This is a genomic window from Mucilaginibacter sp., assembly GCF_965201005.1.
GTDB lineage: Bacteria > Bacteroidota > Bacteroidia > Sphingobacteriales > Sphingobacteriaceae > Mucilaginibacter_A.
Genome location: NZ_OZ241747.1, coordinates 1,113,588 through 1,138,979, shown reverse-complemented (window position 1 = coordinate 1,138,979; position 25,392 = coordinate 1,113,588). Strand labels below are relative to the sequence as shown.

Sequence of the window (25,392 nt, the reverse complement as noted above, 5' to 3'; positions counted from 1 at the left end):
GCATTTTCATACTGTTTTTACCTGTATTTTTTATGCCTGCTGACCTTACGCTCATTATCAATCTATGCCCCGGCGATGCTGCTTATGCCGCTTTAACAGCCGGACATTTAGCAAAAGCACACCGCTGGCAGGCACAGGAAATCATTGTAATTATTGATGATACCAAAGCACAGTATTCCGCTTTTTACGATCATAAAAATCGTTACCAAGAACCCGGATATTCCATCAGTTTAGCCAAAATAACGGCTGTTGCCTGCCAGATGCAAGCTGTTGGCCTGGCAGATAAAGTGTTGATTTTAAGCCAATATGCCGAAAAAACGCATCTGCACAAAAAATATTTAAACAACCGCGTAACCGCCACACATGATTACCGCGGTGCGCCTATTACGGCTTATCTGGCTGGTTTTGAAGCCTGCAAAACGCAATATTTGGTAAGGTACGATGGTGATATGCTGCTGCACCAACTAACGGTTGACTGGGTGCTGACCGGTATTGATCTGTTGCGGAAACATGCGGATTGTATCGCCGTTTCGCCGCAACCGGCACCATCAGTAATGAAACAGGACATGGCTGTAGAAATTGACCCAACTTACTGGTTTAGTACACGTTGCACCTTGTTCGACCGGTTAAAAATGCTCAGCACTACTCCTTTTATCTATGGAAAATACAGGCGCGAGTTGTTACTGCGGAAATGGATGCAAAAAACTTATCCGCCAGCGTTGGAAACCATGGTTTGCAACCGGCTAAAAAGTGCCGGTTTTAAAAATTATTATCTGCTGAACCACGGCTGGCTGATCCATCCTGAACAAAAAAATCAATTGTTTTTAGATTTGCTGCCACAGATTATTTTAGAAATTGAAAAAGGAAATTACCCAAACGGGCAGGCCAATAAGGAAACTTTGGATTTGCCAGCGTGGGAAAAATATTTGCAGCCTGTAGCTTATTGAAAGGCATTATTGCAAATCCGGGCGTTGGCCCGCATGTACAGCAAACCGCAACTGCTTATCAGGAGCATCAATTGCTGCACGCATTTTACACCACTTTATACTATCGGCCTGATGCTGTTTTTAGCGGGTATTTTTCCCAAAGTTTTCCGGATTTTGCTCGGCAGCTGTCCCGGAGAACGCTGAAAAACATTCCTCCGCAAAAAATAAAAACACTTAACCGGTTTGAATTACTGCGGATTATTTCTGCTAAAATATTGTCGCCAATCGTTACAGATTTTATTTGGGAATCTGGCGAACTGGCTTTTGATAATTGGGTGGGCAAACAACTCAACCCGGCAACAAATTGGGTACATGTTTACGAACATTGCTCGTTATCAACCTTAAAACAAGCTAAAAACGTCGGGATTAAATCTTTTTACGAGCAGCCCAGTCAGCATTTTGCTTTTTTTGAGAACATGGCCAAAGATCAGCTTAAAAAATACCCGGAACTGATTTCTGCAGAAACCCGACTGCTTACCGATCAAAAATCCGAAAGAAGGAACCACCGCCGCGAGCAGGAATTGAACCTTTGCGATTACATTATCTGCAACTCCGCGTTCACCAAAAAAACATTGGTCGATGCACAGGTTTCGGCAGAAAAAATCATCACCATTCCGTTAGGTTTCCCGGATGCCGTAAAAAACATCGATAAAAACAGCATTGCAAAAACGATTTTTATCTGCGCAGGCAACCAAAGTTTGCGCAAAGGGACGCACCTGCTTTACCAGGCCTGGAAAAATTGTGATTTTAAGGCTGAAGAAGCAGAATTATGGATGATCGGCAGCAACCAGTTACCGCTAAAAATCAGGCAAGGTTTAAGTGAAAATGTAAAATTTATACCCAACGTACTGCAACCGGAACTGCTGCAACTGATGGCAAAAGCAGATTTGCTGGTTTTACCTACATTGTGCGACGGTTTTGGAATGGTGATTACCGAGGCCATGGCGCAGGGTTTGCCGGTGATAACCACTTACAACTCTGGCGGACCGGATGTAATTACTGCTGGCAAAGATGGTTTTTTGCTGGATGCTGGCAGTGTAGAACAACTGGCCAATTGCTTAAAATGTTGTGTTTTGAACAAAAACCAAGTGAAAAATATGCGGATACTTGCGCTGGAAAAAGCAAAAACTTATCCCTGGGCAAGTTTTAGAAAACAGTTGATTACAGAAATTACAGACCGGATTGGCAACAGCAACTAAAAAAATCTGCCTGATTACGCCGGGCCATTTGGCCAGCAACCCGCGTTTGGTCAAAGAAGCACAGGCGTTGGCCGCTAATGGTTACAAAGTACATCTGGTTTGTACACGATACGTTCCTTATTTAATTGATTTTGATGCAGTTATCCTCAAAAAAAATCCGGATTTTACGTTTGATTCTTTAAACAGGACATCAAAATCAAACGGTACAAAAATCCGTGATCATATAGCAGCCACGGTACAAAAACTGTGTGCCATGCTTCTTTTACGGGGCAAAAAATCGGATTTCATTTTTTGCCATGCCATCAACCGTTATTTTTCCTGGCAGTTAAAAAAAACCCTTGCCGCAAAAGCTGATTTATACATTGCACACAATCTGGCCGCGTTGCCGGTTGCTGTTTTTGCGGCAAAAAAAAACAAAGTCAAATGCGGTTTTGATGCGGAAGATTTTCATCGGAACGAAACTTCCAACGATGCTGCAAACCCGGATGTAATATTGAAAACGGGGATCGAAAATCGATATTTCCCGCAAACCAACTATCTAACTGCGGGCAGTTTGCCTATCGCTAACTTGTATCAGGCGTTGTTTCCGCAGCAAAAAATCTATCCTATCCTCAACGTTTTTCCGGTGGTAAAAGAAGTATCGGCACCAATTACACAGCCGGATCAGCCGTTAAAGCTGTTCTGGTTTTCGCAATCCGTTGGCTTAAACCGTGGTTTGCAGGATGTTTTAAAAGCTATCAGATTATTGGAAAACGAAAAAATAGAATTGCATATTTTAGGTTTTCTGTCCAGTGAAATCGACTTAAAACTAAAGGAATTTATAGCCAGTTTAAAGTTCGGCAGCAAGCCAAACATCCTGTTTCATCAACCTGTTTATGCCGATAAACTCATTGCGTTTGCAGCACAATTTGATGTTGGCTTGGCTTTAGAACCTGCTTTTTGTACAAACAATGATGCAGCCCTCAGCAATAAAATTTTTACTTATTTGCAAGCCGGATTGGCTGTTGCCGCAACCGATACAACGGCGCAAAAGCAGTTTTTAAACGAAAACCCGGCCTTGGGTTTTTGTTATGAAAAAGGAAATGGAACCGGGTTGGCGGCCATTTTGAAGCAGTTTATCGATCGGCCGGATGTATTGCTGCAAACCAAACAAGCTGCTTTTAATGCGGCCAAAAACACCTTTAACTGGGAAACAGAAAGCCGGAAATTTTTAAACGTAGTTGCACAAACGCTTGCATAATTGAAACGCGTACTCATCATTTCCCCATATTTTTATCCTTATAATACGGCTGACAGTCAGCGGGTTAGAATGAGTTTGTCTTTTTTTAAAGATTTGGGCTGGGAAGCAGAAGTGGTTTGTGCGGATGAACATGGTTCGGATTTGGAAAAAGATGAACTGCTGCTGCAAAGTTTGCCGTCAGACTGTATTATACATAAAGTTGGGACTTTTTCAAAAAATTGGACCTCCAAATTTGGCTTGGGCAGTTTGGCTTTGCGCTCGATTTGGTTTTACCGAAAGAAGGTAATGCTTCTTTTACAGGCAAAAAATTACGATCTGATTTATTTTTCAACTACCGAGTTTCCGGTTTGTGTTTTAGGTCAATTTTGGAAAAAACGGTTTGGCATTCCTTACTTAATTGATATGCAGGATGCCTGGCATTCAGATTATTATCAAAATAAACCTAAAAAAGACAGACCAAAAAAACACTGGTTTTCGTACCGCTTGCACCGGTTTTTAGAGCCTTTGGCCATGCAAAATTGTGATGGTTTGATCAGTGTTTCGCAGGCTTATATTGATACTTTACAGCAGCGTTATCCGGCACTTAAAACCAAACCAAACGCGGTGGTTCCATTTGGTGCTTTTGAGAAGGATTTTGAGATTGCGCGAAATAATTACGCGGCTTGTTTGCCCGCCCTTCAACCCAAACCTGGTAAAATACAAGTGGTTTATGTGGGTCGCGGCGGCAAAGATATGCAACCCGCTGTCGGGCTTATTTTTGAGGTGCTAAAAGAAGCATTGCAGCAAGATCAGGAAACTTTTAGTCGGCTGCATTTCTATTTTATCGGCACCAGTTATGCACCAAAAAAACTGGCCGAAGCAACCATTTATCCTGTTGCACAGCAATTTAACGTTCAAAATCAGGTAACGGAAATTACGGACAGGATTGGGTTTTACAACACCATCAACACACTTTTGGCTGCCGATGCGCTGCTGATTCCCGGTTCTGATGACCCGGCATATACGGCATCCAAAACTTATCCTTACCTGCTGGCCGAAAAACCTTTGCTGGCAGTTTTTCATCAAAAAAGCAGTGCCATTAACCTGATCCAGCAATGTTCTCCGCAAAGCACGGTGGTTACTTTTCCGGATCAGCACGAAACTTCAAAGCAAAAAATCAGACAAGCTTTAAACTCCTGGGCAAATTTTTCTACAACTAAAAACCCGGTCGATCGTAAAAACTTCCAGGAATTTACCGCAAAGCAAAGGACTGCTAAACAGGTAAAAATTTTTGAAATGATCACGAAAAGATGAAACTGGCCATCATCAGCACGCATCCCATCCAATATTATGCACCGGTTTTTAAGCTGATGGCGCAGCATAAAACTTTGAAAATTAAAGTTTTTTATACTTTAGGCGAAATCGGAAAGAACCAGTACGACCCGGGTTTCAATCAAAAAATCAGTTGGGATATTCCGTTGCTGGAAGGATATGAGTTTCAGTTTCAACAAAATACAGCTCGAAAGCCCGGTTCTGATGGCTTTTGGGGGATCATCAACCCAAACCTGACCATGGAAATTGAAGCCTGGGGCGCAGATGCCGTTCTGGTTTACGGCTGGGCTTATCAGGCGCATTTAAAAGCAATCAGGCACTTCAAAAACAAAATCCCTGTTTTTTTTCGGGGTGATTCTACCCTGCTCAACAAAAAAAAGACGCTTAAAAACAGCATCAAAAGCCTGTTTTTAACCTGGGTTTACACCAATATCGACCACGCTTTTTATGTAGGAAAAAACAACAAAACCTATTTTAAAAAATTTGGGCTGAAAAATAAGCAGCTCAGCTTTGCACCCCACGCCATTGATAATGAACGTTTTGTAAAAGATCATACAAACGAAGCATCTGCTTTACGAAAAAAATTAGGCCTCGCTACGGAAGAAATCCTGATTCTTTTTGCCGGAAAATTAGAACCGGTCAAAAATCCGGATTTGTTATTGGATGCTTTCGGGAAATTAAACCAACCCAATGCCCATTTACTTTTTGCCGGGAACGGGCCTTTAGAAACGGCATTAAAAGTCAAAAAAGAGTTGATAAAAACAGCATCGCGGGTTCATTTTTTAGATTTCCAGAACCAAACCTCCATGCCTGCACTTTACCAGGCTTGCGATTTATTTTGTTTGCCGTCCCGAAGTGAAACCTGGGGATTGGCCCTGAACGAAGCCATGGTTTGCGGCAAAGCAGTTTTGGTTTCTGATCAGGTTGGCTGTGCGGCAGATTTAGTTTCAAATGGTGAAAACGGTTTAATTTTTCAATCCGAAAACCTAAGTGATCTTGTACAAAAACTACAACAATTATGTGCGGACAAAACATTGCTGACACAATTTGGTACCTCATCGGCCAAAATTATCCAACCCTGGAATTTTGAAAATTCGGTAAAAGCCATGCAGCAAAAAATCCTCAGCCATGCTTAACCAAATCCGGCCGGAACGTTTTTTGGTGCTTTATCTACCTTTATTATTGTCGTGGCTTTTAAGTTCGTGGCCGCAACTTTCATACTTAACTGCCTGGCTGGGCTCCTTTTTTATTTTGCAGATTTCGATTTCCGGCTGGGTAAAACCAATCCCTACCGACCGCAACTTGAGCGAACAATTGATGCGGCCGCTTTTTTTGACACAGCTAATTTTTACTGGCTACATGAGCTGCTCCACCATATTTTACTTTTTAAATCAACTGGGTTACGAAAACTTTCATTTAACCAACCACCTTTTCAAACCAAACCTGCACACGCTGGAAGCTATTGCGGTATGTCAGCGTTTTTACTGTCTGGGTCATGCTTCTTTTACAACCGGAATTTTGTTGTTTATGCAATATCCGGTTAAAAAAAAATATGAGTTACAAACAGTTGATATAGCCAATTTACTGCTGAAAATGGCATTGGTGCTGGTTCCGGTTTCTTTGTTTTTCTTGTTCGTTCCGGGTTTAAACCAGTTTGCCGTTCAGTTTTCTGCCTTGAGTTTTATAGCGGCCACACTTGCTTTGGCCTTTGCCGTACCATTGCGCAAAACCGATAATATCCTCATCGCGGGCAGTTTGTTTATGTTCAACTTTTACAAATCTTTTTTATCAGGCTACAAAGAGCCGATTATTGTGAGTATGCTGGTGCTGGGCATTTTTTTATACCCATTTTATAAACGCACGATCACATTGGTTTTTGCGCCTGTTGTACTTGTGCTTTTCCTGCTTTTGCCTACGTATAATCAGGTTTTCAGGGAAAATGCCTGGTCCGGAAACCTTTCTGCGGACGATGCTTCAAAAGTTGCTTTGGATGCGGCACTTAACAATTCTACAGAACTGGAAAGCAGCAACTGGACTTTTCTGGTTTTCAGGCTGAGTGAAATCGATATGTTCATTAAATACATCAATTCTACGCCAAAATATGTTGGGTTTTATGGCCCGAAAATGCTCGGCCAATCCTTTGCATCTTTAGTTCCTCGTGCTTTATGGCCGGGCAAACCAAACACAGAAGACTTGGTGATGGAACGTGTGGTTAACGCCGGGATTGCCTCAAAAGATATGGACGTTTCCGCAAAACCGGCTTTAATTGCAGATGCCTATTTGTTTGGCGGCGGCGGCGGCATTTTTTTTACGTTGCTTTTGTATGGAATCTCGGCGCAACTGATTTCACAAAAAGCAGAAAGCTTGTTTGGCGGCTATTTGCTTGGTTCGGCTTTGGTTTTTTCAGGTTTGTTTCAGATGTTTTGGCGGGGTTTAAGTTTTGAATTTTTACTGAATTCTGTTGTTTGGAGTTACGTCAGCATGTTGATTATGGCGCGTTTGCTGTATGGTTTTCGGATATTAAAAATTGCCGGATGAAAGTTTTACAAGTAAATGCTTCCTACAAACCTGCCGTAATTTATGGAGGTCCTACAATGTCGGTTTCCAAACTTAGCGAAGAACTTTGCAAAAACGGCATCAATACAGAAGTAATTACCACGCTGGCCAACGGAAAAAATGAATTGAATTTTCCTGTCAAAAAAATCATTTATATAGAAAATGTGCCCGTTCGGTTTTTCAAACGCATCACCAAAGATCATACGCATTTCTCGCCGGGCTTGATCAAACATCTTTTAAAAATAAAAAAAACGGAAACAACAATTATACACATTCATGCCTGGTGGAATTTGGTTTCGATATTTACTTGTTTAATTGCACAACTAAAAAACATTCCGGTTGTGTTGTCGCCGCGCGGAACGTTAAGCTATTATTCTTTCAACAAAAAACACAATTTAATTAAACGTTGGATACATTTTTTAGCAGGTAAAAAATTACTTTCCAATTGTTATTTACATGTTACTTCCGAAGCAGAAAAAACAGAAATCCTGAAATTATTTCAACCTAAAAAGATACAGGTTATCGCTAATTTTATTTCGTTTCCAACTAACTTGGAAATCAAATCCGATAAAAAAACCCTGATTTTAAAACTACTTTTTATGTCGAGGATCGATCCAAAAAAAGGTTTGGAGATTTTGCTGGAAGCTTTGGCCGGGATTGATTTTCCCTATCATTTAACCATTGCCGGAACCGGAGAACAGGATTATATAATTGCGCTTCAAAAAATAGTGGCTAAAAACAGTATGCAACCTTTTGTCAGTTGGGTTGGGTTTCAAAATCAGCAATCCAAGTTTAAAATTTTACAGCAGCATGATTTGCTGGTTTTACCTTCCCACAACGAAAACTTCGGCAATGTTGTAATCGAATCTTTAGCCGTGGGAACGCCGGTTTTAATCAGTAAAAATGTGGGCTTGGCTGATTATGTTATCAAAAATAATTTAGGTTTTACGTTTGATAATTATCCGAAAGAACTTCAAAAGCAACTAAAAAACCTCTATAAAAACAGTATTTGCTTAGATGAGATCCGCAGTAAAGCACCGCAGAAAATCCGTGAAGATTTTGCAGAAACAAGCTTGGTGAAAAAGTATGTTGATTTTTATCAGCAGATAATTACAACGAATTAGATGAAACCTTTTTCCTTCATCATTCTTACTTTTAATGAAGAGATACATCTTCCAAGATTGTTAAATTCTATTACAAGTTTGGATGCACCGGTTTTTGTATTGGATTCCGGCAGCACAGACACAACTTCAGAAATCTGCAAAAAATATGCTGTAAAAACAGCATTCCATCCTTTTGAAAACCACCCGAAACAATGGGATTTTGCGTTGAAAAATTTCAATATCCAAACCAATTGGATCATTTGTTTGGATGCCGATCAGCAGGTTTCTCCGGAGCTTCTTTTATACCTCAAAAATTTTAAAGAAGAAAATTATGCAGATGTAAATGGCATCTATTTTAACCGGAAAAATTATTTTAAAGGACAATGGATCAAACATGGCGGTTATTTTCCATTTTATTTGCTGAAAATGTTCCGTACAAATGTTGGCTTTTCTGACCTAAACGAGAACATGGACCACCGTTTCATCGTTCCCGGAAAAACGCTGATCTGGAAAGATGCATATCTCCGCGAAGAAAACCTGAAAGAAAACAAAATCAGTTTTTGGATTGATAAACATAACATTTACAGCAACTTACTGGCACAGGAAGAAATAGAACGTTTGCAAAAAACCCGACAGCAAACCCTAAAACCGAAGCTTTTTGGCACACCAGACGAACGTACCGCCTGGCTGAAAAATTTATGGTGGAAACTGCCGCGTTACTGGCGGCCGACTATTTATTTTTTGTACCGGATGACTTTTCAGCTTGGGTTTTTAGATGGTAAAAAAGGTATTATTTTTCATTTTTTACAAGGCTTTTGGTTCAGATTGATTGTTGATATTAAAATAGATGAACTGATGCAAAGTTCAATCCAAATTCCAAACCACAAAACTACCAGGTTAAAACCCGAAGTCAGGTTCGCATTCCAATTTTCACTTTTGTTTACGGGTTTGTATTTGTTCAACTTGTATTATAATGGCTTGATGTTGCCGGGCGGAAATTATAATTCTTTTTTAGCAAATCATTTTAATTATATACAAGGTTTGCGTCAGCTTTTATTAAAATTGAGTGCTGCCGGATTACAACTGTTGGGCTATTCAACCATCAGCAATCATTATTCTTTACTTGCCATCGGGCACAATAAAATTAATTTAGCTTATGATTGTCTGGGTTTTGGCGTGATGAGTTTTTTGACTGCTTTCCTTGTTACTTATCCGGGTAAAAGAAAAGCAAAACTAACTGTCTTTTTTGCATTTATCATTGGTTTTCAGTTACTTAATGTATGCCGTTTTATGTTTTTGTCTTTGTATTGGAAAGGTGCAGGCATTGGCCAAATTAACCATCATACTGTTTTTAATGGCATTATTTATCTGCTGTTGGCTGTTGTACTTTACTTCTGGATTGAAAAAAGTACGGTAAAAGAAGCATCTATTTTATGATGGGAAAAACCAACTTGCAATTATACAGCAATCGGCAATATCATCCCGGTGCAGGTTGGTCAAAAAGGGTTTTGTGGTTTTATGTTGCTGCGATTGTATTTAAAACTTCCCTCTTTCCGTCATCAGCTTTTAAAGTATTTTTATTGAAAATTTTCGGGACTAAAATTGGAAAAAATGTAATCATCCGGCATCAGGTCAATATTAAATATCCCTGGTTTTTAACAATTGGAAATGATACTTGGATTGGCGAACAGGTTTGGGTTGATAATTTAGTGCCGGTTACAATTGGTTCCAATGTTTGCTTATCACAAGGTGCAATGCTGCTCACCGGAAACCATGATTATTCCAGATCAACTTTTGATTTACTTACCGGCAAAATTGTATTGCAAAACGGCGTTTGGATTGGTGCAAAAGCTATTGTGTGCCCAAATGTTGTGGCCGGGGAACATGCAGTTTTAACTGCCGGAAGTATCGCCACAAAAAATATGGAAGCTTATTTTGTTTACCAGGGAAACCCGGCTGTAAAAGTTCGTAAAAGAGGAATTAAGGGTTGAAAATTGAATGCTGTTTTTATCACCCAAAATTACATTTTACTCAAAACTTCATCTACCTGAACCTGGTTCATACCGGGCACAAACTGCGGGCTGTATAATAAACGGATCAGCGCAGAATCATAGTTATCAAACTTAACAACGCCGTTGCTTTGCGAATAAAAAATACTCGCAGGTTTTGTTTCTAACGGGTTTGTAAATCCAAATAACCGGATGATGTTTCTGCGGATGGCATTGCGCACGTCCCGCTGATCATTGTATTTTAAAACTGAAATTAAAGTCAGTCCCTGAAAAATTTCCCCTTTATTATTGAACTTGTAATAATTTCCACCATATTGGTTAAAATATTGCGCTGCAACATTGGATATTTGAGTAGTAAATTCGTTGCGGTCCCCCAGAAAAATGGAAATATTCACTTCATCTTCATTTGTTGTTGCTGCAATATCCAAGCCTGTCAACACTTTGATTTTTGAGAAAATCGAATCAATTTCTGTTGAATGATAGGCTTCTTTTCCCTGGTAAACTTTATACCGCACCGGCACCACCCACTTTTTAATTACCGGCAAACCGGTTTGATCTTTGGAAAGCACAACGGTTTTGAAATTATCTTTATCAGCCTGGTTCATTGTTTTTTGGGCGAAAGTTGACAATGAAATCAGAAAAGACAATAAAAAGATAAAATGTACTTTCATGTTTGTATTTATGTTTAATCAGTAAATTTGTGCCGTAAAAACAGCACGAATCAAATTAATTAGCGGCATAAAACAAAGTTTACAATCGAAAGATTAATCTTTTGCAGCCAATATTTCTTTAATCATCAGTTCCAATGTTTTTTCATTTTCTTGATTGATCCTGAAATTAGCAAAAACAATTCGTCCTTTTTGGTCGATCAAATAATTGGTTGGCTGGCCGATCGTACCCAAGTTTCCTTTTATCCTTTCCTCACTATCGTGCAAAGGTGTAAAAGTATAGCCGTTCTCTTTTATGATTGGCAACACTGCTGCATCTTGCGAAGGTTCAACATTCAAGCCCAAATAAGCAACGTCATTTCCATTAAACTTCTTTAGTACAGATTCAAAATGTGGAAATTCTCTTCGGCAAGAGCCGCAGCCTGGAAAACAATAAGTTAACAAAACTACTTTACCTCGATAATCAGCCAGGTTTTTTCAGAACTGCCATTGTAGGTTTTTAACGAGAATTCAGCAATACATCCTCCGACATTATTTAGCTTGATAAGCCTCAACCAACCTCAACGCTTCCACCGCTTCCTTTACATCATGCACCCGCAAAATATTTGCACCGTTTAATAATGCCATCGTGTTTAAAACTGTAGTGCCGTTTAATGCCTTTTCAGCAGTAGCATTTAAAGTTTTATAAATTATACCTTTGCGGGAAATGCCGGCAAGAACAGGAAGATTTAACCGTTCAAAACCTTGCATTTTCCGCAACAGTTCAAAACTTTGTTCTTTGGTTTTGGCAAAACCGAAGCCCGGATCCAAAATCACATCGTGTAGATTTAGTTGTTTTAAGCGATAAACTTTGGCCGACAAATCATCAAAAACTTCTGTAAAAACATCGTTGTATTGTGCTTTTGCAGCCATGTTTTGCGGCGTGCCTTTGGTGTGCATCAAAATATAAGGCACCTGCAAACGGGCAATGGTGGCAAACATTTCCACGTCCAAATCACCGCCCGAAATATCATTGATCATTTGCGCACCCGATTTTATCCCTGCCTCGGCAACTGAAGCCCGAAATGTATCAACAGACAAAACCGCTTCCGGAAATTGTTTTGCAATCGCCTCAATCACAGGTAATAAGCGATCTGATTCTTCCTTCGGGGAAATATTTGCTGCGCCGGGCCGCGATGAATAGGCGCCCAAATCCAGGAAAGCTGCGCCTTCGTTCAGCATTTTTTCTGCCATAAAAACAGCATCGGCCATTTCCGGTTTCCGGCTTCCGGCAAAAAAAGAATCCGGCGTAACGTTGATGATGCCCATCACTTTTGGCCGGCTCAAATCCAGGAGTTTTCCGCCTATGTTCAGCGTAACCTTTTTCTTAAAAAACGTATCTTTAGCCATGTAAATTTGGGTTTATCAGCATCAATCCTGCAAAACAAATATCATTAAAAATTGGATTCTATTATTTTGAACCGCACCGAAGCCGAATATCAGGCCGTTATCCGTGTTTGCCGTACGCTTTTTATTAAAAAAACAAGCGATTACGGCACAGCCTGGCGCATCCTCCGCCTTTCGTCTATCACCGATCAGATTTTTATTAAAGCACAAAGGATCAGGACGTTGGAAGAAACCGGCGTAAATAAAGTGGGCGACGGGATTGTGGGCGAATACATTGGCATCATCAATTATTGTGTGATTGCGATGATGCAGCTGGATAGTAAACCGGAAATGCCGCTGGAACTGGATACCCGGGAAGTAAGTGCTGTTTACGACCAAAAAATTAAACAAACTTTTGACCTGATGCTGGCCAAAAACCACGATTACGGCGAAGCCTGGCGCAATATGCGTATCAGTTCGCTCACGGATTTAATTTTGATGAAATTGTTGCGCGTAAGACAAATTGAAGATAATTCGGGAAAAACTTTAGCATCCGAAGGCGTGGAAGCCAACTATCAGGATATGCTGAATTATGCTGTTTTTGCCCTGATAAAACAGGACGTAAAATGAAAAAACTTTTGTGGTTTTGCCGAATTGCCGTCGGCTTGTTGTTCATCTTTTCTGGGCTGATCAAAGCTAATGACCCGCTTGGTTTTTCCTATAAACTGGAAGAATATTTTGAGGTTTTCCACACCACTTTTTTAAACGGGCTGGCACTTTCACTGGCCATTTTTTTATGTGCGCTGGAAATGCTTTTCGGTTTTGCCCTGCTGATCGGTGCGCGTGGCAAACAAGTAGCCTGGGGTTTGTTGCTGCTGATCGTTTTTTTCAGCTTCCTTACCTTTTATTCGGCAGCATTTAAAGTAGTGCAAAGCTGCGGTTGTTTTGGCGATGCAATCCCGTTAACACCCTGGCAATCATTTAGTAAAGATTTGGTTTTGCTATTGCTGATCGTTTTTATCTTTTTGAACCGAAACCTGATCCAGCCTTTGTTCAAACCAAAAACCGAAAGTGCGATGCTTCTTTTAGCCACTATTTTTTCGTTTGGCGTTGGCATTTATACTTATAATTATTTGCCGGTGATTGATTTTTTGCCTTATAAAGTCGGTGCAAACTTGCCCGAAGAAATGAAAATCCCGGCCAATGCCGTACCAGACGAATACGAAATCACTTATAATCTGCATAACAAAAAAACAGGCGATAAAAGAAGCATCACCAATAAAGAATACTTGAAATCAGGAATCTGGAAAGATAACGACTGGGAAATTGTGGGCGAACCAACCAGCGTGTTGATTAAAAAAGGTTTTTCTGCAAAAATTGCCGATCTGAACATCAACGATGCACAAGGCAATTCTTACACCAAAGAACTACTGGAAAACCCGTTTTACAACCTTATTGTGGTGGCCTATCAACTGCAAAATACCAACAGCGATGCGATCAATAAAATCAATGCATTGTCGCTCAACCTCACCCAAAACTTTAACGTGCGAACGGTCTTGCTAACCTCAAATTCGGCTCAGGATGCCGAAGCTTTCAGCAAAGCACACAAACTTTTTATGGAAATTTTTTATGCCGATGGCGTTCCGCTGAAAACGATGGTGCGCGCCAATCCCGGCGTTTTGCTGATGAAAAACGGAACAGTAATTGGCAAATGGCATTACCACAATTTGCCAGGTTATGAAGAGTTGGTAGATAAATATATTGCGAAACAGTAAATGATTTCCTACCTCCTCCGCAAATTACTATACAGTTTTGCCGTGATGTTTGGCGTAGTTTGCGTGGTGTTTTTTTTGTTCAATATTTTACCGGCAGATCCGGCACGGATGACGCAGGGACAACGTGCCGATGTACAATCATTAGCGGCCGTGCGCAAGGAATTTGGTTTGGATAAGCCGATTTCGGTTCAGTTTGCTTATTATTTAAATGATTTATCGCCGGTCAGCATCAACCAAAATTCAGCTGAAGCGCAGCAGAAATATGGCTACGTCAAACTGTTTTCGGCTGGAAAAACCCAAGTGATTGTTTTTAAATGGCCGTATTTGCGCCGCTCGTACCAAACCAGGAAAGATGTAGGCAAAACTTTGCTGGAAGTCATCCCGAACACATTAATCCTGGCGGCAACTTCCATGCTCTTTGCTTCTTTTATCGGTATTTTTTTGGGCGTGATAGCGGCCGTTCATCAAAATACCTGGATTGATAAACTGGCGGTCAGCTTTTCGATCATTGGCATTTCGGCACCTTCTTTTTTTGCCGGGATTATCATTGCCTGGCTTTTTGGTTTTGTGCTGAGCAAGTACACCGGCCTAAACATGTCGGGCAGTTTAACAGATTTTGATCCGTTTAAGGGCAAAGTTGTGGTATGGAAAAACCTGATTTTGCCGATGGTTACACTTGGGTTGCGTCCGCTGGCCATCATTGTACAACTCACGCGAAGCGAAATGCTGCAGGTTTTGAGTCAAGATTATATACGCACTGCTAAAGCAAAAGGCTTGGATAAAAACAGCATCATTTATAAACATGCACTAAAAAACGCTTTGAATCCGGTGGTTACGGCCATTGCAACGTGGTTTGCCTCGCTGCTGGCCGGTTCGTTTTTTGTAGAATATATTTTTGGCTATAACGGGCTTGGAAAAACAACGGTTGATGCGCTGGAAACCTCTGATTTTCCGGTTATTATGGGTGCTGTTTTATTTATCGCCTTTATTTTTGTAGTGGTAAACCTGCTGGTTGATTTCCTTTATGTCTGGATTGATCCGAGGGTGAAATTAGAATAAAACTGAGAGCTATAGGCTTTCAGCAATCAGCTAAAACACACTTAAATTTGAGCTATAAAAGAAGCATTAGGCTAATTGCTGACAGCCGAGAAAGCTACACTACCACATTTTCCATTCCATACTGCTTCAAAACATCTTCCGGCACACCTTTCCACTGGTTGGGCTGATTGCCAACATAACCAATATCTTTGATACCGATTTTGCTGGTAAAAAATCCGCTGGCGGTCAGATCGCGCATCCGGTTAAAAAAGGTAACCCCTTGTGCCATTTCGGGTTTTGCTTTTTTAGGATAGGCTATTTCTGTTACCATTTCAGTTTGCTGATCGTGGCTGCAATCCACAAAAGCATGATTATACCGGTTTGCACATTGCACATCCAGCCAGCGCAAACCGCCGCGCATCGGGGTTTTATGTTCCGGGATATCTTTCACAATAAACTCAATAAAATCCGGCACACCAGCATCCGAAGCACTACCTGAATGCGCATCTTTTGGGATAATAATATCTGCCAAAGCCGTTATTGTAGCCATTTCGGGCTTGGTAAAAAAAGTTTCGTCGTGCAATTTTTTGTCGCGCTCAATCTCAAAAGGCTCACGGCCGGCAATATCGCCGGGTGTAAAAGTTGTTGTGCTGGTTTCCGTAGTTTTTTCCGGAGTTGTTTTGCAGGCATCAACCAATAAAGCAGTAGATACGGCAGTTAAACCAATGGCTTTTAACGAATCACGTCTGTTCATATTTTTATGTCGATAAAAGAAGCATTAAACATTCAGTTTTTTTCTTTGGGATAAAATGTACTCGCTGGTGCGCATAGATAACGCCAGGATCGTCCAGGTAGCGTTTTTATCGCCTTGCTGCACAAACGGTGCGGCATCAACCACAAATAAATTTTTGCAATCATGTGCCTGGCAATATTTGTTTAAGGCCGATTTCTGCGGATCATCGCCCATACGCACTGTTCCAACTTCATGGATGATTTTTCCGGGGGTTTCCAAACCGTAATTGGTTTCTGGCCCTTGTTCTCTGGAAGTTATAATTGCGCCCATTTCATGCATAATCGATTTAAACGTTTCCTGCATGTGTTTGGCTTGTTTGATCTCTGCATCGCTCCATTTATAATGAAAACGCAGTACCGGAATGCCGTATTTGTCCACAACACTCGGGTCAATTTCGCAGTAATTATCGGCCCGGGCAATTGCTGTTCCACGACCGGCCATGCCAACCTGCGTGCCAAAAAAACGACGGTAATCATCTTTCAGGGAAGCACCAAAACCGCCTGCTTCTTTCATTTTCCCGTCCCGCCCCGGCACCAAACCGTTTAAACCCTGAATGCCGTTTGCAAAACCATAAGAAGGCATGTGCAATCCGCCTCCATATTCAATATGATAACCGCGCGGAAAATCCAGTTTTTTGTTATCCAGCCACCAAGGCGTATAAATGTGAACACTGCCTACGCCGTCTTCGTTATATCGCTTTCGGTCCATCAATTGCGGCAAAAAACCGCCCAGGCTTGAACCGGTAGAATCGTGAATATATTTACCAACAATACCACTATTGTTTGCCAAACCATTCGGATGTGCAGCAGATTTGGAATTGAGCAGCAAACGGGCAGATTCGCCGGCACTTGCACCAACAATCACAATTTTGGCATTAGCCTGATATTCCTGCAAATCAGTTTTATCTACATAAGAAACGCCGGTGGCCAAACCATCTTTGCCCGTCAGCACTTCGCGCACCATGGCGTTAGAGATTACTTTTAAATTTCCGGTTTTGATGGCTGGGATTACCAGGCAGGAAGAAGCCGAAAAATCCGCATAGACTTTGCAACTCCGGCCACATTGTCCGCAATAAAAACAAGAACCCCGGCTGGTGTTGCCCGGCAAAGCTTCCGTCAGCACCGAACCACGTCCCGGAATTACTTTTACGCCCGCTTTTTCTGCCCCTTTTTTAATAAAAAGTTCATTTAAGCGCGGTTTTGGCGGAGTCAGGAAAATCCCGTCAGGCTCGTTTTCCAAACCTTCTTTAGTGCCGTAAACACCAATCAGGCGGTCCACTTTATCGTAAAAAGGTTTTACATCATCATAAGTAATCGGCCAGTCATCGGTTAAACCATCCAGGTGATGACTCTTGAAATCATTCGGACCCATGCGCAGCGAAATCCGGCCCCAGTGGTTGGTGCGGCCGCCCAGCATCCGCGAACGAAACCAGGCAAATTCCGTGTTGTCTTTCGTGGTATATGGTTCTCCTTCTATTTCCCAGCCGCCAAAAGCCGCATCAAAATCACCAAAAGGCCTTACCGTACTGGCACCTCTTCTGGGTGATTCGTATGGAAATTTAAGCTGCTGAGAATCTTTCTGCGGGTCAAAAAACGGACCGGCTTCCAGCATCAGCACTTTTAAACCGGCGTTGGCCAAAACATAACCTGCCATACCGCCTCCTGCACCGGAACCCACAACAATGGCATCGTAAACAGTACCCGATTTTTTAATCTGAAAATCACTCATAATTGTTAAGCTATCGGCTTCCGGCCATCTGCCGTTAACCATCTACAAAATTTACCTGTTAAAAGAAGTATCGGGTTAAAGTTCCTTAATCATAATGTCCCGATAAGCAACCTCGTGCCCATGATCCTGCAATGCAATATGACCTTTCGGATATTTGGCAAAGTTTTTCCAGTTTCTAAACTTGCTATTGCTCAGCAGCGTTTCCCACTCTGGGCTGCCTATTTGCGTTTCTATAATTTTGGTGCCGTTCAGCCAAAACGTTAAGTGGCCATTATCTTTACGGATCCGGGCCATGTTCCACTCGCCGACCGGTTTGGCCACAGCTTCAGACGGTGCTTTTAAATCATATAAAGAACCTGCCAAATGCGTGGCTTTTTTATTATCATCTGCGCCTACATTGTCCAAAACCTGCATTTCGATACCGGTAAGATACGTTGCACCGAAAGCCGGGTCTTCGTGCACGCCAAAAATCACACCGCTGTTTCCCTTCTCAGAAATTTTCCACTCTAAAGCCAGCTCGTAATTTTCATATTCATTATTGGTCAACAAATCGGCCTGGCCTTCCGCTTTCGGGTCCAGCGTTAACGCGCCGTCTTTTACCGTCCAGGCGGCCTCGGGTTTTTGCTTGAGGTAAGAGTGCCAGCCATCGGTGTTTTTGCCGTTAAAAAGCAAGGTATAGCCTTGTTTTTTCTCCGCTTTGGTCAGTTTGTTTTGGGCCGAAGCTAAATTGGTCAAAGCCAACAGCAAAGATAGATTCAAAAAAAACGGTTTCATATAATTGGTTTGTTTAAGATTTAACGGTGGTTACCGATGCTTCTTTTACGTCATAAAAAAACAACTTTTTCTGATGATGTAAAAATAAAATGTAAATTTTACCTTATAAAAGAAGCATTAAGCTTTTGTTTTTATTTTTAAAACGCGGACAAATTACTAAATCTATTTTAACTTGAGTTTACAAACTGCGTTTCCTATTAAAGAAATTACAATTACAAACGGTGGTTTTATTTTGATTTGAAAAACACCGGTTCAGTTTATCCGTAAAAATTGAACACTTTTGCAAAAACCCAGTCAGTTTATGGATGCACCCGGCCAAATGTATTACTTCCAAATGCTGCTGCTTTTACTGCTGATGGGAGTTTGTACCGTTTGGCTTGGCCGGATGTTGCAATGGTTTTTACTTCGGAAGAAACTACCGCGACAAAAAATGTGGAAGGTACTGATCATTTCTTTAGGGCTTTCCTACCTGCTTGCTTTGCTGGCCTGGTTTTGCTGGCCTGATTTGAAACAACCGATGCGGGGCATTTTTTTCTTGCCGGCAGTTGTGGCAGAAACCCTTATTCTGACCGCTACTATTTTCATCTTTAAAAAACAAAAAAATACATGAGCCTGGTTTTTTTAATTGGTTTTATGGGATGTGGCAAAACCACGCATGGCCGCAAACTGGCAAAACATTTAAAGGTAGGTTTTGTGGATTTGGATGAGGTTTTTGAACGGGAAAATGGCCCGATCAGTGCTTATTTTAACGCTTTTGGGGAAGTTGATTTTCGGCAAAAAGAATCAGAATTATTAAAGCAAACGGCTTATCCGGAAAACGCCATCATTTCTACCGGTGGCGGTTTGCCTGTTTTTTTTGATAACATGGATTGGATGAAGCAGCACGGCAGGGTTGTTTATTTAGAAGTTCCGCCAAAGGTTATTGCCGCAAGGATGGAAACTGCCAAAACCAAACGGCCTTTACTTCAGTATAAAACCGGCGAAGAACTGCTGCAGTTCATCACCCAGAAACTGGATGAACGGGAACCTTTTTACCGGCAGGCCACTTTAATTATTGATGGAGTGGATTTAACGGCAAAAAAAATGGCCGGTTTGTTAAAGCTATAATGCCGGAATTTTAGGCAGTAAAAACAGTATAGCTTTTCCTGGCCATACCATAAAAAATTTTTTTTATCAGATCATTTTTTGCCTGATTAAAAAGGTCAAAATCAGAAAATTAGATTTTATACATGCAACATTTAAACTTGTTTCGATAACCCTCTCAACGAGTTATGAATCTGCTTTTTGGGTGCCGAAACAAGTTGTGTAAAACAAAAATCAGTTATCCGTTGGTAGAGAATCCCGGATAAAGCGTCATGCCGCCATCCATAAAAATAGTTGTACCGGTGATATAGTCAGATTCATCGCAGGCCAACCAGGCGGCCAGCAAACCGATATCTTCCGGTTGCCCGATCCTGCCGTACGGAATCAATGTTAATAAACTTTCCAAAGCTTGCGGCGTTTCCCAAGCTTGTTTGTTGATTGGCGTTTGGATAGCTCCCGGCCCGATGCTGTTCACCCGGATTTTGTGCGGGGCAAGTTCCTGCGCCATACTTTGCATCAGCATATTAATGCCGCCCTTACTGCTGGCATAATTTACATGGCCTGCCCACGGGATTACCTGGTGCACACTGCTCATACAAATAATTTTTCCGGCAGCCTTGCTCCTTTCGGCCACAACGCCACGTTTAATAAACTCTTTTGCAGCCTCACGGGCACACAAAAACTGGCCGGTAAGGTTTACGCTGATCACCAGTTGCCAATCGGCCAAACTCATTTCTGTTAATGGGGAATCTTTTTGCAAACCGGCATTGTTCACCAAAATATCAATCGTACCAAAAGCTTTGTACAAATCCTGATACATGGTTAAAACCTGAGCTTCGTTGCTCACATCGGCTTGCAGCGCAATAGCGTTTCCGCCATTGTTTTTGATTATATCAACTACTTCATTGGCCGTTTCGGGGTGTGTCACGTAGTTTACGGCAACATTTGCGCCTTCATTGCCCAGTGCTATGGCTACGGCTTTGCCTATTCCGCTGTTGGCACCGGTTACCAAAGCAGTTTGTCCTGTTAATTTCGGGTTGGGGTTCATCTGATTGTATTTTTAATTTGGAGGATAACTGCAATCAGCTGAATAAGTTTTTAGATGAAATTCCGGATACTGTTTTTATCAGGTTAATAATGGCCTTTCAAAGATTGGATTTCGAGGATTACAATTATATTATCCTCAAAAATCTGATAAACCAAACGATGTTCGCTGTTGATCCTGAGCGACCAGGAACCGGACAATTCATATTTTAAAGGTTCCGGTTTTCCGATTCCTTCATGCGGATATTTTTAATAGCTTAAATAAGCTGAGAAATCTTTTTTTGAATAGCCGTGCTGCCGGTTTTCTTCCAGTAACTTAAATGGATTAAAGCTTTAGAAGAAAATCTTACTTCCATAGATCTTCAAGCTCAATTTTTATAGTTTTTCCGTTTTTATGTTCTTCCCGGCCTTGTAAAATCTTTTTCACAAATGCCGGGTCATACGGGCTTTCTTCGGTTTTAACCTCAACTTTTAAAACTTTGGCTACAGCTTTAATGGCTTTAGCCTGCTCTTTGGTTTTCGGGCGTAAAATCAGTGTTTCCATGTCTCGAATTTACAATTTTTTATTTCTGCGGAGAGTTTGGGTTGAAGGAAACAATACCCGCCAAATTTTACCTGGTAAAAGAAGCATCCCGATATTTAAAGAGATTTATCATTTTTTCGCTTTATAACGATGAAAATGTTTAATCGCTGATTACCAATTTTTTGCACAAAATCCTTCAGCTTAAAACTTATTGATACTAAACCTCAGCTTAAAAAACCTTGTCCTTAATTTGAAATAATAATTATTTTAGCATCGATGATTTCTTTTCAATCTAAACTTCCGCAAACCGGAACAACTATTTTCTCTGTAATGTCTTCACTGGCACAGCAAGCCGGTGCCATCAATTTATCCCAAGGTTTCCCGGATTTTGACTGCCCGCCCGAACTGGTAAAATTAGTTGACCAGGCCATGCAAAGCGGCCAAAACCAGTACGCGCCCATGCCGGGTGTTTTGGCTTTACGGGAAGCGATTTGCGCCAAAACAGAATCTTTACACGGACAGATTTATCATCCTGAAAACGAAATCACGGTTACGGCTGGCGGCACACAGGCGATTTTTACCTCAATTTGCGCCACCATCAACCCAAATGATGAAGTGATTATTTTTGAACCGGCCTACGATTGCTATGCCCCGGCCATACAGCTGATGGGCGGTGTGGTAAAACGCATGGAACTGGAGCCGCCGGATTACCGCATCAACTGGAATATGGTGCGCCGGCTGATCTCGTCGCGCACTAAAATGATCATCCTCAATTCGCCCCACAACCCAACGGGCACGGTTTTGCAGGAGGAAGATATCAAAGAACTGATCACGCTGACCCGTAACACCGATATTTTGATCTTGAGCGATGAAGTGTACGAACATATTATTTTTGACGGGCAGCAGCACCGCAGCATGGCGCGCTACCCGGAGCTGGCCGAACGCAGTTTGATTTGTGCTTCTTTTGGCAAGCTTTTTCATGTAACCGGCTGGAAGATAGGCTATTGCATGGCACCTTCGTGGCTGATGACGGAGTTCAGGAAAGTCCATCAGTTTAATGTTTTTTCGGTAAACACGCCGGTGCAGGTGGCACTTGCCCAATTTATGCAGGTAAAAGAAGCATACCTCGGCCTGGCCGGTTTTTATCAGCAGAAAAGGGATTTTTTTCGTGACGGATTAGCAAATTCCCGTTTTAAAATGCTGCCATGTGCGGGTTCTTATTTCCAATCCGTAAATTACAGCCATCTTTCGGAAGATAATGACTTGTTTTTTGCCAAACGCCTGATTACCGAAGTTGGCGTGGCGGCCGTGCCTAATTCTGCCTTCTATTCTAAAAAAACCGATTTTGGCATCCTGCGTTTCTGTTTTGCCAAAAAGCAAGAAACGCTGGAAAAAGCCGTTGAACAATTGTTAAAAGTTTGATCCTTGTGATTTATCAGCCCATCTAAAGTTATGAAACGTTATGGAAAATCTAAAAGTAACCACCTTCCAGGGTTATTTATTTTGGGAGAACATTAACCAGAACCTCAAAAACATTGCGTTGCGCTTGACATCAGGCATCCGGGAAAGCACGGAACTGATTATTTTGCCGGAAATGTTCAACACAGGGTTTACCATGAACACGTTGCTGGCCGAAGAAATGCAGGGCAAAACGATGGTTTGGATGAAGGAAATTGCCCAAAAATATAAATGTGCGGTTACGGGCAGTTTGATGATAAAAGAACAGGGCAACTTTTATAACCGACTGATCTGGATGCTGCCCGACGGTAATTTTTCGCAGTACGATAAGCGCCATTTATTTGCGATGGGCAATGAGCATGAAACATTTACAGCCGGAACCGAAAAGCTGATTGTAGAGTTGAAAGGCTGGAAAATTTGTCCGATGATTTGTTATGACCTGCGTTTCCCGGTATGGATGCGCAACCTGGACGCGGCTTACGATCTGCTGATTGTAGTGGCCAACTGGCCCGAAAAACGCGCTTTGCACTGGCGTACGCTTATCCCGGCGCGGGCGGTAGAAAACCAGGCGTATGTAATTGCCGTAAACCGCGTGGGTTATGACGGGAACGAGGTTTATCATTCCGGTGATTCTTCCTGCATCGACCCAAACGGCAAAGTGATTTATTATAAACGAGATGAGGAAGATGTTTACACGTTTTCGGTTTCTGCGGATGAATTAGTTAAAAACAGAAGGTATTTTCCGTTTTTGCAGGATGCGGACCGGTTTGAACTGACAAATATGCCAAATGTTTCTTCGGAGCGATAATAAAGGCCTCACCCTAAATCCCTCTCCAAAAGAGAGGGACTTGAAACACAGTGCAGCTAAACTCCCTCTCCTTTGGAGAGGGTTGGGGTGAGGCGTTTGAAAGCCAAATTTTACCCGATAAAAACAGTATCAATCCTTCCTGTTTCTCTTTATATAACTTGTTTCAGATGATCGCCGTAAACGTTTATCAACATAAAACTTGCAACGCTAAAGAAAAACTAGGTAAGTTTACAGCCTGAATGGAAATTGAGCATTACAATTTATCAACAAACTCATACAAACAAAAGTGGACGGAAGAACTAAAGCTCTCGGCTTTTAGGAAACGCCTGTTTACCGCGCTTTTTACACTGCTTTTGGTGGTGTTGATCAATCCGTTTTTTTTCGCCCATATCCAGCAAAGAAATGGGATTGAATTAAACGACTGGCTGCTCAATTTTATCCCGGAGTATGATGTTTCTGTGCCGGTTTTCTGCATTTTATGGAGTGTGGTAATCCTGGCTTTGTGGCGGGCTGTGCAGGAGCCGCGGTTTCTGATTATTTTCGGCTGGACTTATCTGCTGCTGGCCGTTTCACGCATCATCAGCATTAGCCTGGTACCGTTAAATTTGCCAAAAGGATTGATCAATCTGCACGATCCCATCATTAATATTTTTTATGGCAACCATCTGATTACTAAAGATTTGTTTTATTCCGGCCATACGGCAACCATGTTTCTGGTATTTTTATGCCTTAAAAACAAATACGATAAAGCCTTTGCGCTATTTGCCACCGTAGCCATTGCCATTTTACTGCTGGTACAACACGCGCACTATACAATAGATGTGGTTGCGGCCCCGTTTTTTACCTATCTGCTGTACGTGCTTTCTAAAAAAATCACGGCCTATTGATGCTGTTTTTACCGGTATCTTTTCAAAGATGAATGTAAAAATAACACGATAGAAACACAGAGTTGATACAATATATCAATTTTGATTAGATTTGAACCCTTAATTAAGCAGATTGATTTAAACGGTTGTCATAATTTTCGTCTAAACTGCTCCTGCTTTTTTCAGCTTATTTCTAACACAAACAAAATGGTTAAACTTGAATGTCCGGATTTCAGGCTCGGAGAAAAACTAACACCGGAGCAATTGAGTTTTTTTGACAAGAATGGTGTTATCGTTTTCCGAAATTTCATCACCAAAAATACAGTTGAAGATCTTTTAAAAGAGATTAATTATTTACAAAAAACCTGGATTGCAGAAGGCCGCGAGAAAGTGAACGGTACGCCGTTAAAGTTTGGCAAAGATGAAAACGGCAATAAAATTATCCAGCGGTTTTGTTTTTCATCTATGTATAACCAGGTTTTGCATGAGTTTTTGCAAGACCCGCGTTTTCAAGCATTGCCGGAACTGGTTGTACCCTACGAAGGCCGGATCGGCGAAAATGAAAAAGACGGCCTGGTGATCAATCAATACATCAAAACGCCCGACAGCAGTTTTTCGCAAATGGGCTGGCATACAGATGCGCCACGGGATATTTTTTTAGGTCAGAAAATCATGCCGATGCTGAACGTAGGTATCCATTTGGATGATTGCCCGGCCGAAAACGGCGGTCTGCGTTTCCTGACCGGCACGCACAAACAGGGGATTTTAAAATTGCTTTTTGCCAAAAAATATTTTGTGGACAATAATCCTGACCCGCAGGAAACCGGACTGGATATTCAGGCCGGGGATTTAACCATCCACGACGGGCGGCTTTGGCACCGCGTACAGCAATCCCCTTATACTGGTTTAAAAAGCAGGCGGCGCGTAATGTATATCCCGATCATCACCGGAAAATCTATCCTAAAAAACGAAAACAGCAAAACACCTTTTTATCATCATTTTATCTCCAGGGTAAAGTTTTAACCTACTGATGGCTGGCTTAAAACCGGCCATTTAATCCTCAGA

27 protein-coding genes are annotated in these 25,392 nt (G+C 41.6%); 18 read left to right on the top strand and 9 right to left on the bottom strand.

Annotated elements, in window-relative coordinates:
• Positions 1-32: 32 nt before the first annotated feature.
• The 9 genes from ACOFKR_RS05255 (at position 33) to ACOFKR_RS05215 (ending at position 10,386) form a co-directional block, all read left to right on the top strand.
• Complete coding sequence (locus tag ACOFKR_RS05255; protein ID WP_419802971.1) at positions 33-947, top strand: hypothetical protein; 915 nt, start codon at positions 33-35, stop codon at positions 945-947.
• Positions 914-2,185, top strand: coding sequence for a glycosyltransferase family 4 protein (locus ACOFKR_RS05250; RefSeq protein WP_419802970.1), 1,272 nt, complete (start codon positions 914-916; stop codon positions 2,183-2,185). The genes ACOFKR_RS05255 and ACOFKR_RS05250 overlap by 34 nt, the downstream gene beginning before the upstream one ends.
• The gene (locus ACOFKR_RS05245) at positions 2,169-3,425 is read left to right on the top strand and encodes a hypothetical protein (protein WP_419802969.1); all 1,257 of its coding nucleotides are present in this window, start codon (positions 2,169-2,171) and stop codon (positions 3,423-3,425) included. Before ACOFKR_RS05250 ends, ACOFKR_RS05245 begins: the two co-directional genes overlap by 17 nt.
• Before the next feature lie 69 nt (positions 3,426-3,494).
• Entirely contained in the window at positions 3,495-4,718 is a 1,224-nt protein-coding gene (locus tag ACOFKR_RS05240; protein WP_419802968.1) for a glycosyltransferase, read from the top strand.
• A complete protein-coding gene (locus tag ACOFKR_RS05235) occupies positions 4,715-5,872 on the top strand; it encodes a glycosyltransferase family 4 protein (protein WP_419802967.1) in 1,158 nt (385 codons plus the stop codon). Before ACOFKR_RS05240 ends, ACOFKR_RS05235 begins: the two co-directional genes overlap by 4 nt.
• Positions 5,865-7,274, top strand: coding sequence for an exosortase Y-associated Wzy-like protein (locus tag ACOFKR_RS05230; protein WP_419802966.1), 1,410 nt, complete (start codon positions 5,865-5,867; stop codon positions 7,272-7,274). The genes ACOFKR_RS05235 and ACOFKR_RS05230 overlap by 8 nt, the downstream gene beginning before the upstream one ends.
• Positions 7,271-8,416, top strand: a complete 1,146-nt coding sequence (locus ACOFKR_RS05225; protein WP_419802965.1) for an XrtY-associated glycosyltransferase XYAG1 — start codon at positions 7,271-7,273, stop codon at positions 8,414-8,416. Before ACOFKR_RS05230 ends, ACOFKR_RS05225 begins: the two co-directional genes overlap by 4 nt.
• Positions 8,417-9,832 (top strand): exosortase Y, encoded by a 1,416-nt coding sequence (xrtY, locus tag ACOFKR_RS05220; protein WP_419802964.1) that lies wholly within the window; start codon positions 8,417-8,419, stop codon positions 9,830-9,832.
• Complete coding sequence (locus ACOFKR_RS05215) at positions 9,829-10,386, top strand: WcaF family extracellular polysaccharide biosynthesis acetyltransferase (protein WP_419802963.1); 558 nt, start codon at positions 9,829-9,831, stop codon at positions 10,384-10,386. The genes xrtY and ACOFKR_RS05215 overlap by 4 nt, the downstream gene beginning before the upstream one ends.
• Positions 10,387-10,415: 29 nt before the next feature.
• Here the strand turns inward: ACOFKR_RS05215 and ACOFKR_RS05210 are convergent, their stop codons facing one another.
• The 3 genes from ACOFKR_RS05210 to folP form a co-directional block, all read right to left on the bottom strand.
• Positions 10,416-11,075 carry a DUF2927 domain-containing protein gene (locus ACOFKR_RS05210; RefSeq protein ID WP_419802962.1) on the bottom strand — a complete coding sequence of 220 codons (660 nt, stop codon included), beginning with the start codon at positions 11,073-11,075 and terminating at the stop codon, positions 10,416-10,418.
• Positions 11,076-11,168: 93 nt separating this feature from the next.
• Positions 11,169-11,543 (bottom strand): TlpA disulfide reductase family protein, encoded by a 375-nt coding sequence (locus ACOFKR_RS05205; protein WP_419803618.1) that lies wholly within the window; start codon positions 11,541-11,543, stop codon positions 11,169-11,171.
• A 60-nt stretch (positions 11,544-11,603) separates the two neighbouring features.
• Entirely contained in the window at positions 11,604-12,461 is an 858-nt protein-coding gene (folP, locus tag ACOFKR_RS05200; protein ID WP_419802961.1) for a dihydropteroate synthase, read from the bottom strand.
• Between the two features lie 51 nt (positions 12,462-12,512).
• Here folP and ACOFKR_RS05195 point away from each other — a divergent pair, with 51 nt between their 5' ends.
• The 3 genes from ACOFKR_RS05195 to ACOFKR_RS05185 are packed head-to-tail and all read left to right on the top strand — an operon-like array spanning position 12,513 to position 15,271.
• Positions 12,513-13,067 carry a DUF1599 domain-containing protein gene (locus ACOFKR_RS05195; protein WP_419802960.1) on the top strand — a complete coding sequence of 185 codons (555 nt, stop codon included), beginning with the start codon at positions 12,513-12,515 and terminating at the stop codon, positions 13,065-13,067.
• The gene (locus ACOFKR_RS05190) at positions 13,064-14,212 is read left to right on the top strand and encodes a BT_3928 family protein (RefSeq protein ID WP_419802959.1); all 1,149 of its coding nucleotides are present in this window, start codon (positions 13,064-13,066) and stop codon (positions 14,210-14,212) included. The genes ACOFKR_RS05195 and ACOFKR_RS05190 overlap by 4 nt, the downstream gene beginning before the upstream one ends.
• Positions 14,213-15,271, top strand: a complete 1,059-nt coding sequence (locus tag ACOFKR_RS05185) for an ABC transporter permease (protein ID WP_419802958.1) — start codon at positions 14,213-14,215, stop codon at positions 15,269-15,271.
• A 94-nt stretch (positions 15,272-15,365) separates the two neighbouring features.
• Here the strand turns inward: ACOFKR_RS05185 and ACOFKR_RS05180 are convergent, their stop codons facing one another.
• From ACOFKR_RS05180 to ACOFKR_RS05170, 3 genes are read right to left on the bottom strand one after another with little or no spacing between them, the layout of a single operon-like run.
• Positions 15,366-16,004, bottom strand: coding sequence for a gluconate 2-dehydrogenase subunit 3 family protein (locus ACOFKR_RS05180; RefSeq protein WP_419802957.1), 639 nt, complete (start codon positions 16,002-16,004; stop codon positions 15,366-15,368).
• A 24-nt stretch (positions 16,005-16,028) separates the two neighbouring features.
• On the bottom strand, positions 16,029-17,813 hold the full coding sequence (locus ACOFKR_RS05175; protein WP_419802956.1) for a GMC family oxidoreductase: 1,785 nt from the start codon (positions 17,811-17,813) through the stop codon (positions 16,029-16,031).
• 33 nt (positions 17,814-17,846) lie between these two features.
• Positions 17,847-18,545: a 3-keto-disaccharide hydrolase gene (locus ACOFKR_RS05170; RefSeq protein WP_419802955.1), complete on the bottom strand. Its 699-nt coding sequence runs from the start codon at positions 18,543-18,545 to the stop codon at positions 17,847-17,849.
• Positions 18,546-18,846: 301 nt separating this feature from the next.
• Here ACOFKR_RS05170 and ACOFKR_RS05165 point away from each other — a divergent pair, with 301 nt between their 5' ends.
• On the top strand, positions 18,847-19,155 hold the full coding sequence (locus ACOFKR_RS05165; RefSeq protein WP_419802954.1) for a hypothetical protein: 309 nt from the start codon (positions 18,847-18,849) through the stop codon (positions 19,153-19,155).
• Entirely contained in the window at positions 19,152-19,652 is a 501-nt protein-coding gene (locus ACOFKR_RS05160; protein WP_419802953.1) for a shikimate kinase, read from the top strand. Before ACOFKR_RS05165 ends, ACOFKR_RS05160 begins: the two co-directional genes overlap by 4 nt.
• A gap of 214 nt (positions 19,653-19,866) precedes the next feature.
• Here ACOFKR_RS05160 and ACOFKR_RS05155 read toward each other — a convergent pair whose 3' ends face one another.
• The 3 genes from ACOFKR_RS05155 to ACOFKR_RS05145 form a co-directional block, all read right to left on the bottom strand.
• Complete coding sequence (locus ACOFKR_RS05155) at positions 19,867-20,676, bottom strand: SDR family oxidoreductase (protein ID WP_419802952.1); 810 nt, start codon at positions 20,674-20,676, stop codon at positions 19,867-19,869.
• Between the two features lie 83 nt (positions 20,677-20,759).
• The gene (locus tag ACOFKR_RS05150) at positions 20,760-20,873 is read right to left on the bottom strand and encodes a type II toxin-antitoxin system YoeB family toxin (protein WP_419802951.1); all 114 of its coding nucleotides are present in this window, start codon (positions 20,871-20,873) and stop codon (positions 20,760-20,762) included.
• A gap of 145 nt (positions 20,874-21,018) precedes the next feature.
• Complete coding sequence (locus ACOFKR_RS05145) at positions 21,019-21,216, bottom strand: DUF2683 family protein (protein WP_419802950.1); 198 nt, start codon at positions 21,214-21,216, stop codon at positions 21,019-21,021.
• 255 nt (positions 21,217-21,471) lie between these two features.
• Between ACOFKR_RS05145 and ACOFKR_RS05140 the strand changes: the two genes are divergently transcribed.
• The 4 genes from ACOFKR_RS05140 (at position 21,472) to ACOFKR_RS05125 (ending at position 25,350) form a co-directional block, all read left to right on the top strand.
• Positions 21,472-22,617 carry a methionine aminotransferase gene (locus ACOFKR_RS05140; RefSeq protein WP_419802949.1) on the top strand — a complete coding sequence of 382 codons (1,146 nt, stop codon included), beginning with the start codon at positions 21,472-21,474 and terminating at the stop codon, positions 22,615-22,617.
• 40 nt (positions 22,618-22,657) lie between these two features.
• Positions 22,658-23,461 carry an amidohydrolase gene (locus tag ACOFKR_RS05135; RefSeq protein ID WP_419802948.1) on the top strand — a complete coding sequence of 268 codons (804 nt, stop codon included), beginning with the start codon at positions 22,658-22,660 and terminating at the stop codon, positions 23,459-23,461.
• Between the two features lie 239 nt (positions 23,462-23,700).
• On the top strand, positions 23,701-24,348 hold the full coding sequence (locus ACOFKR_RS05130; protein WP_419802947.1) for a phosphatase PAP2-related protein: 648 nt from the start codon (positions 23,701-23,703) through the stop codon (positions 24,346-24,348).
• 186 nt (positions 24,349-24,534) lie between these two features.
• Entirely contained in the window at positions 24,535-25,350 is an 816-nt protein-coding gene (locus ACOFKR_RS05125; RefSeq protein WP_419802946.1) for a phytanoyl-CoA dioxygenase family protein, read from the top strand.
• The last annotated feature ends 42 nt before the right edge of the window (positions 25,351-25,392 follow it).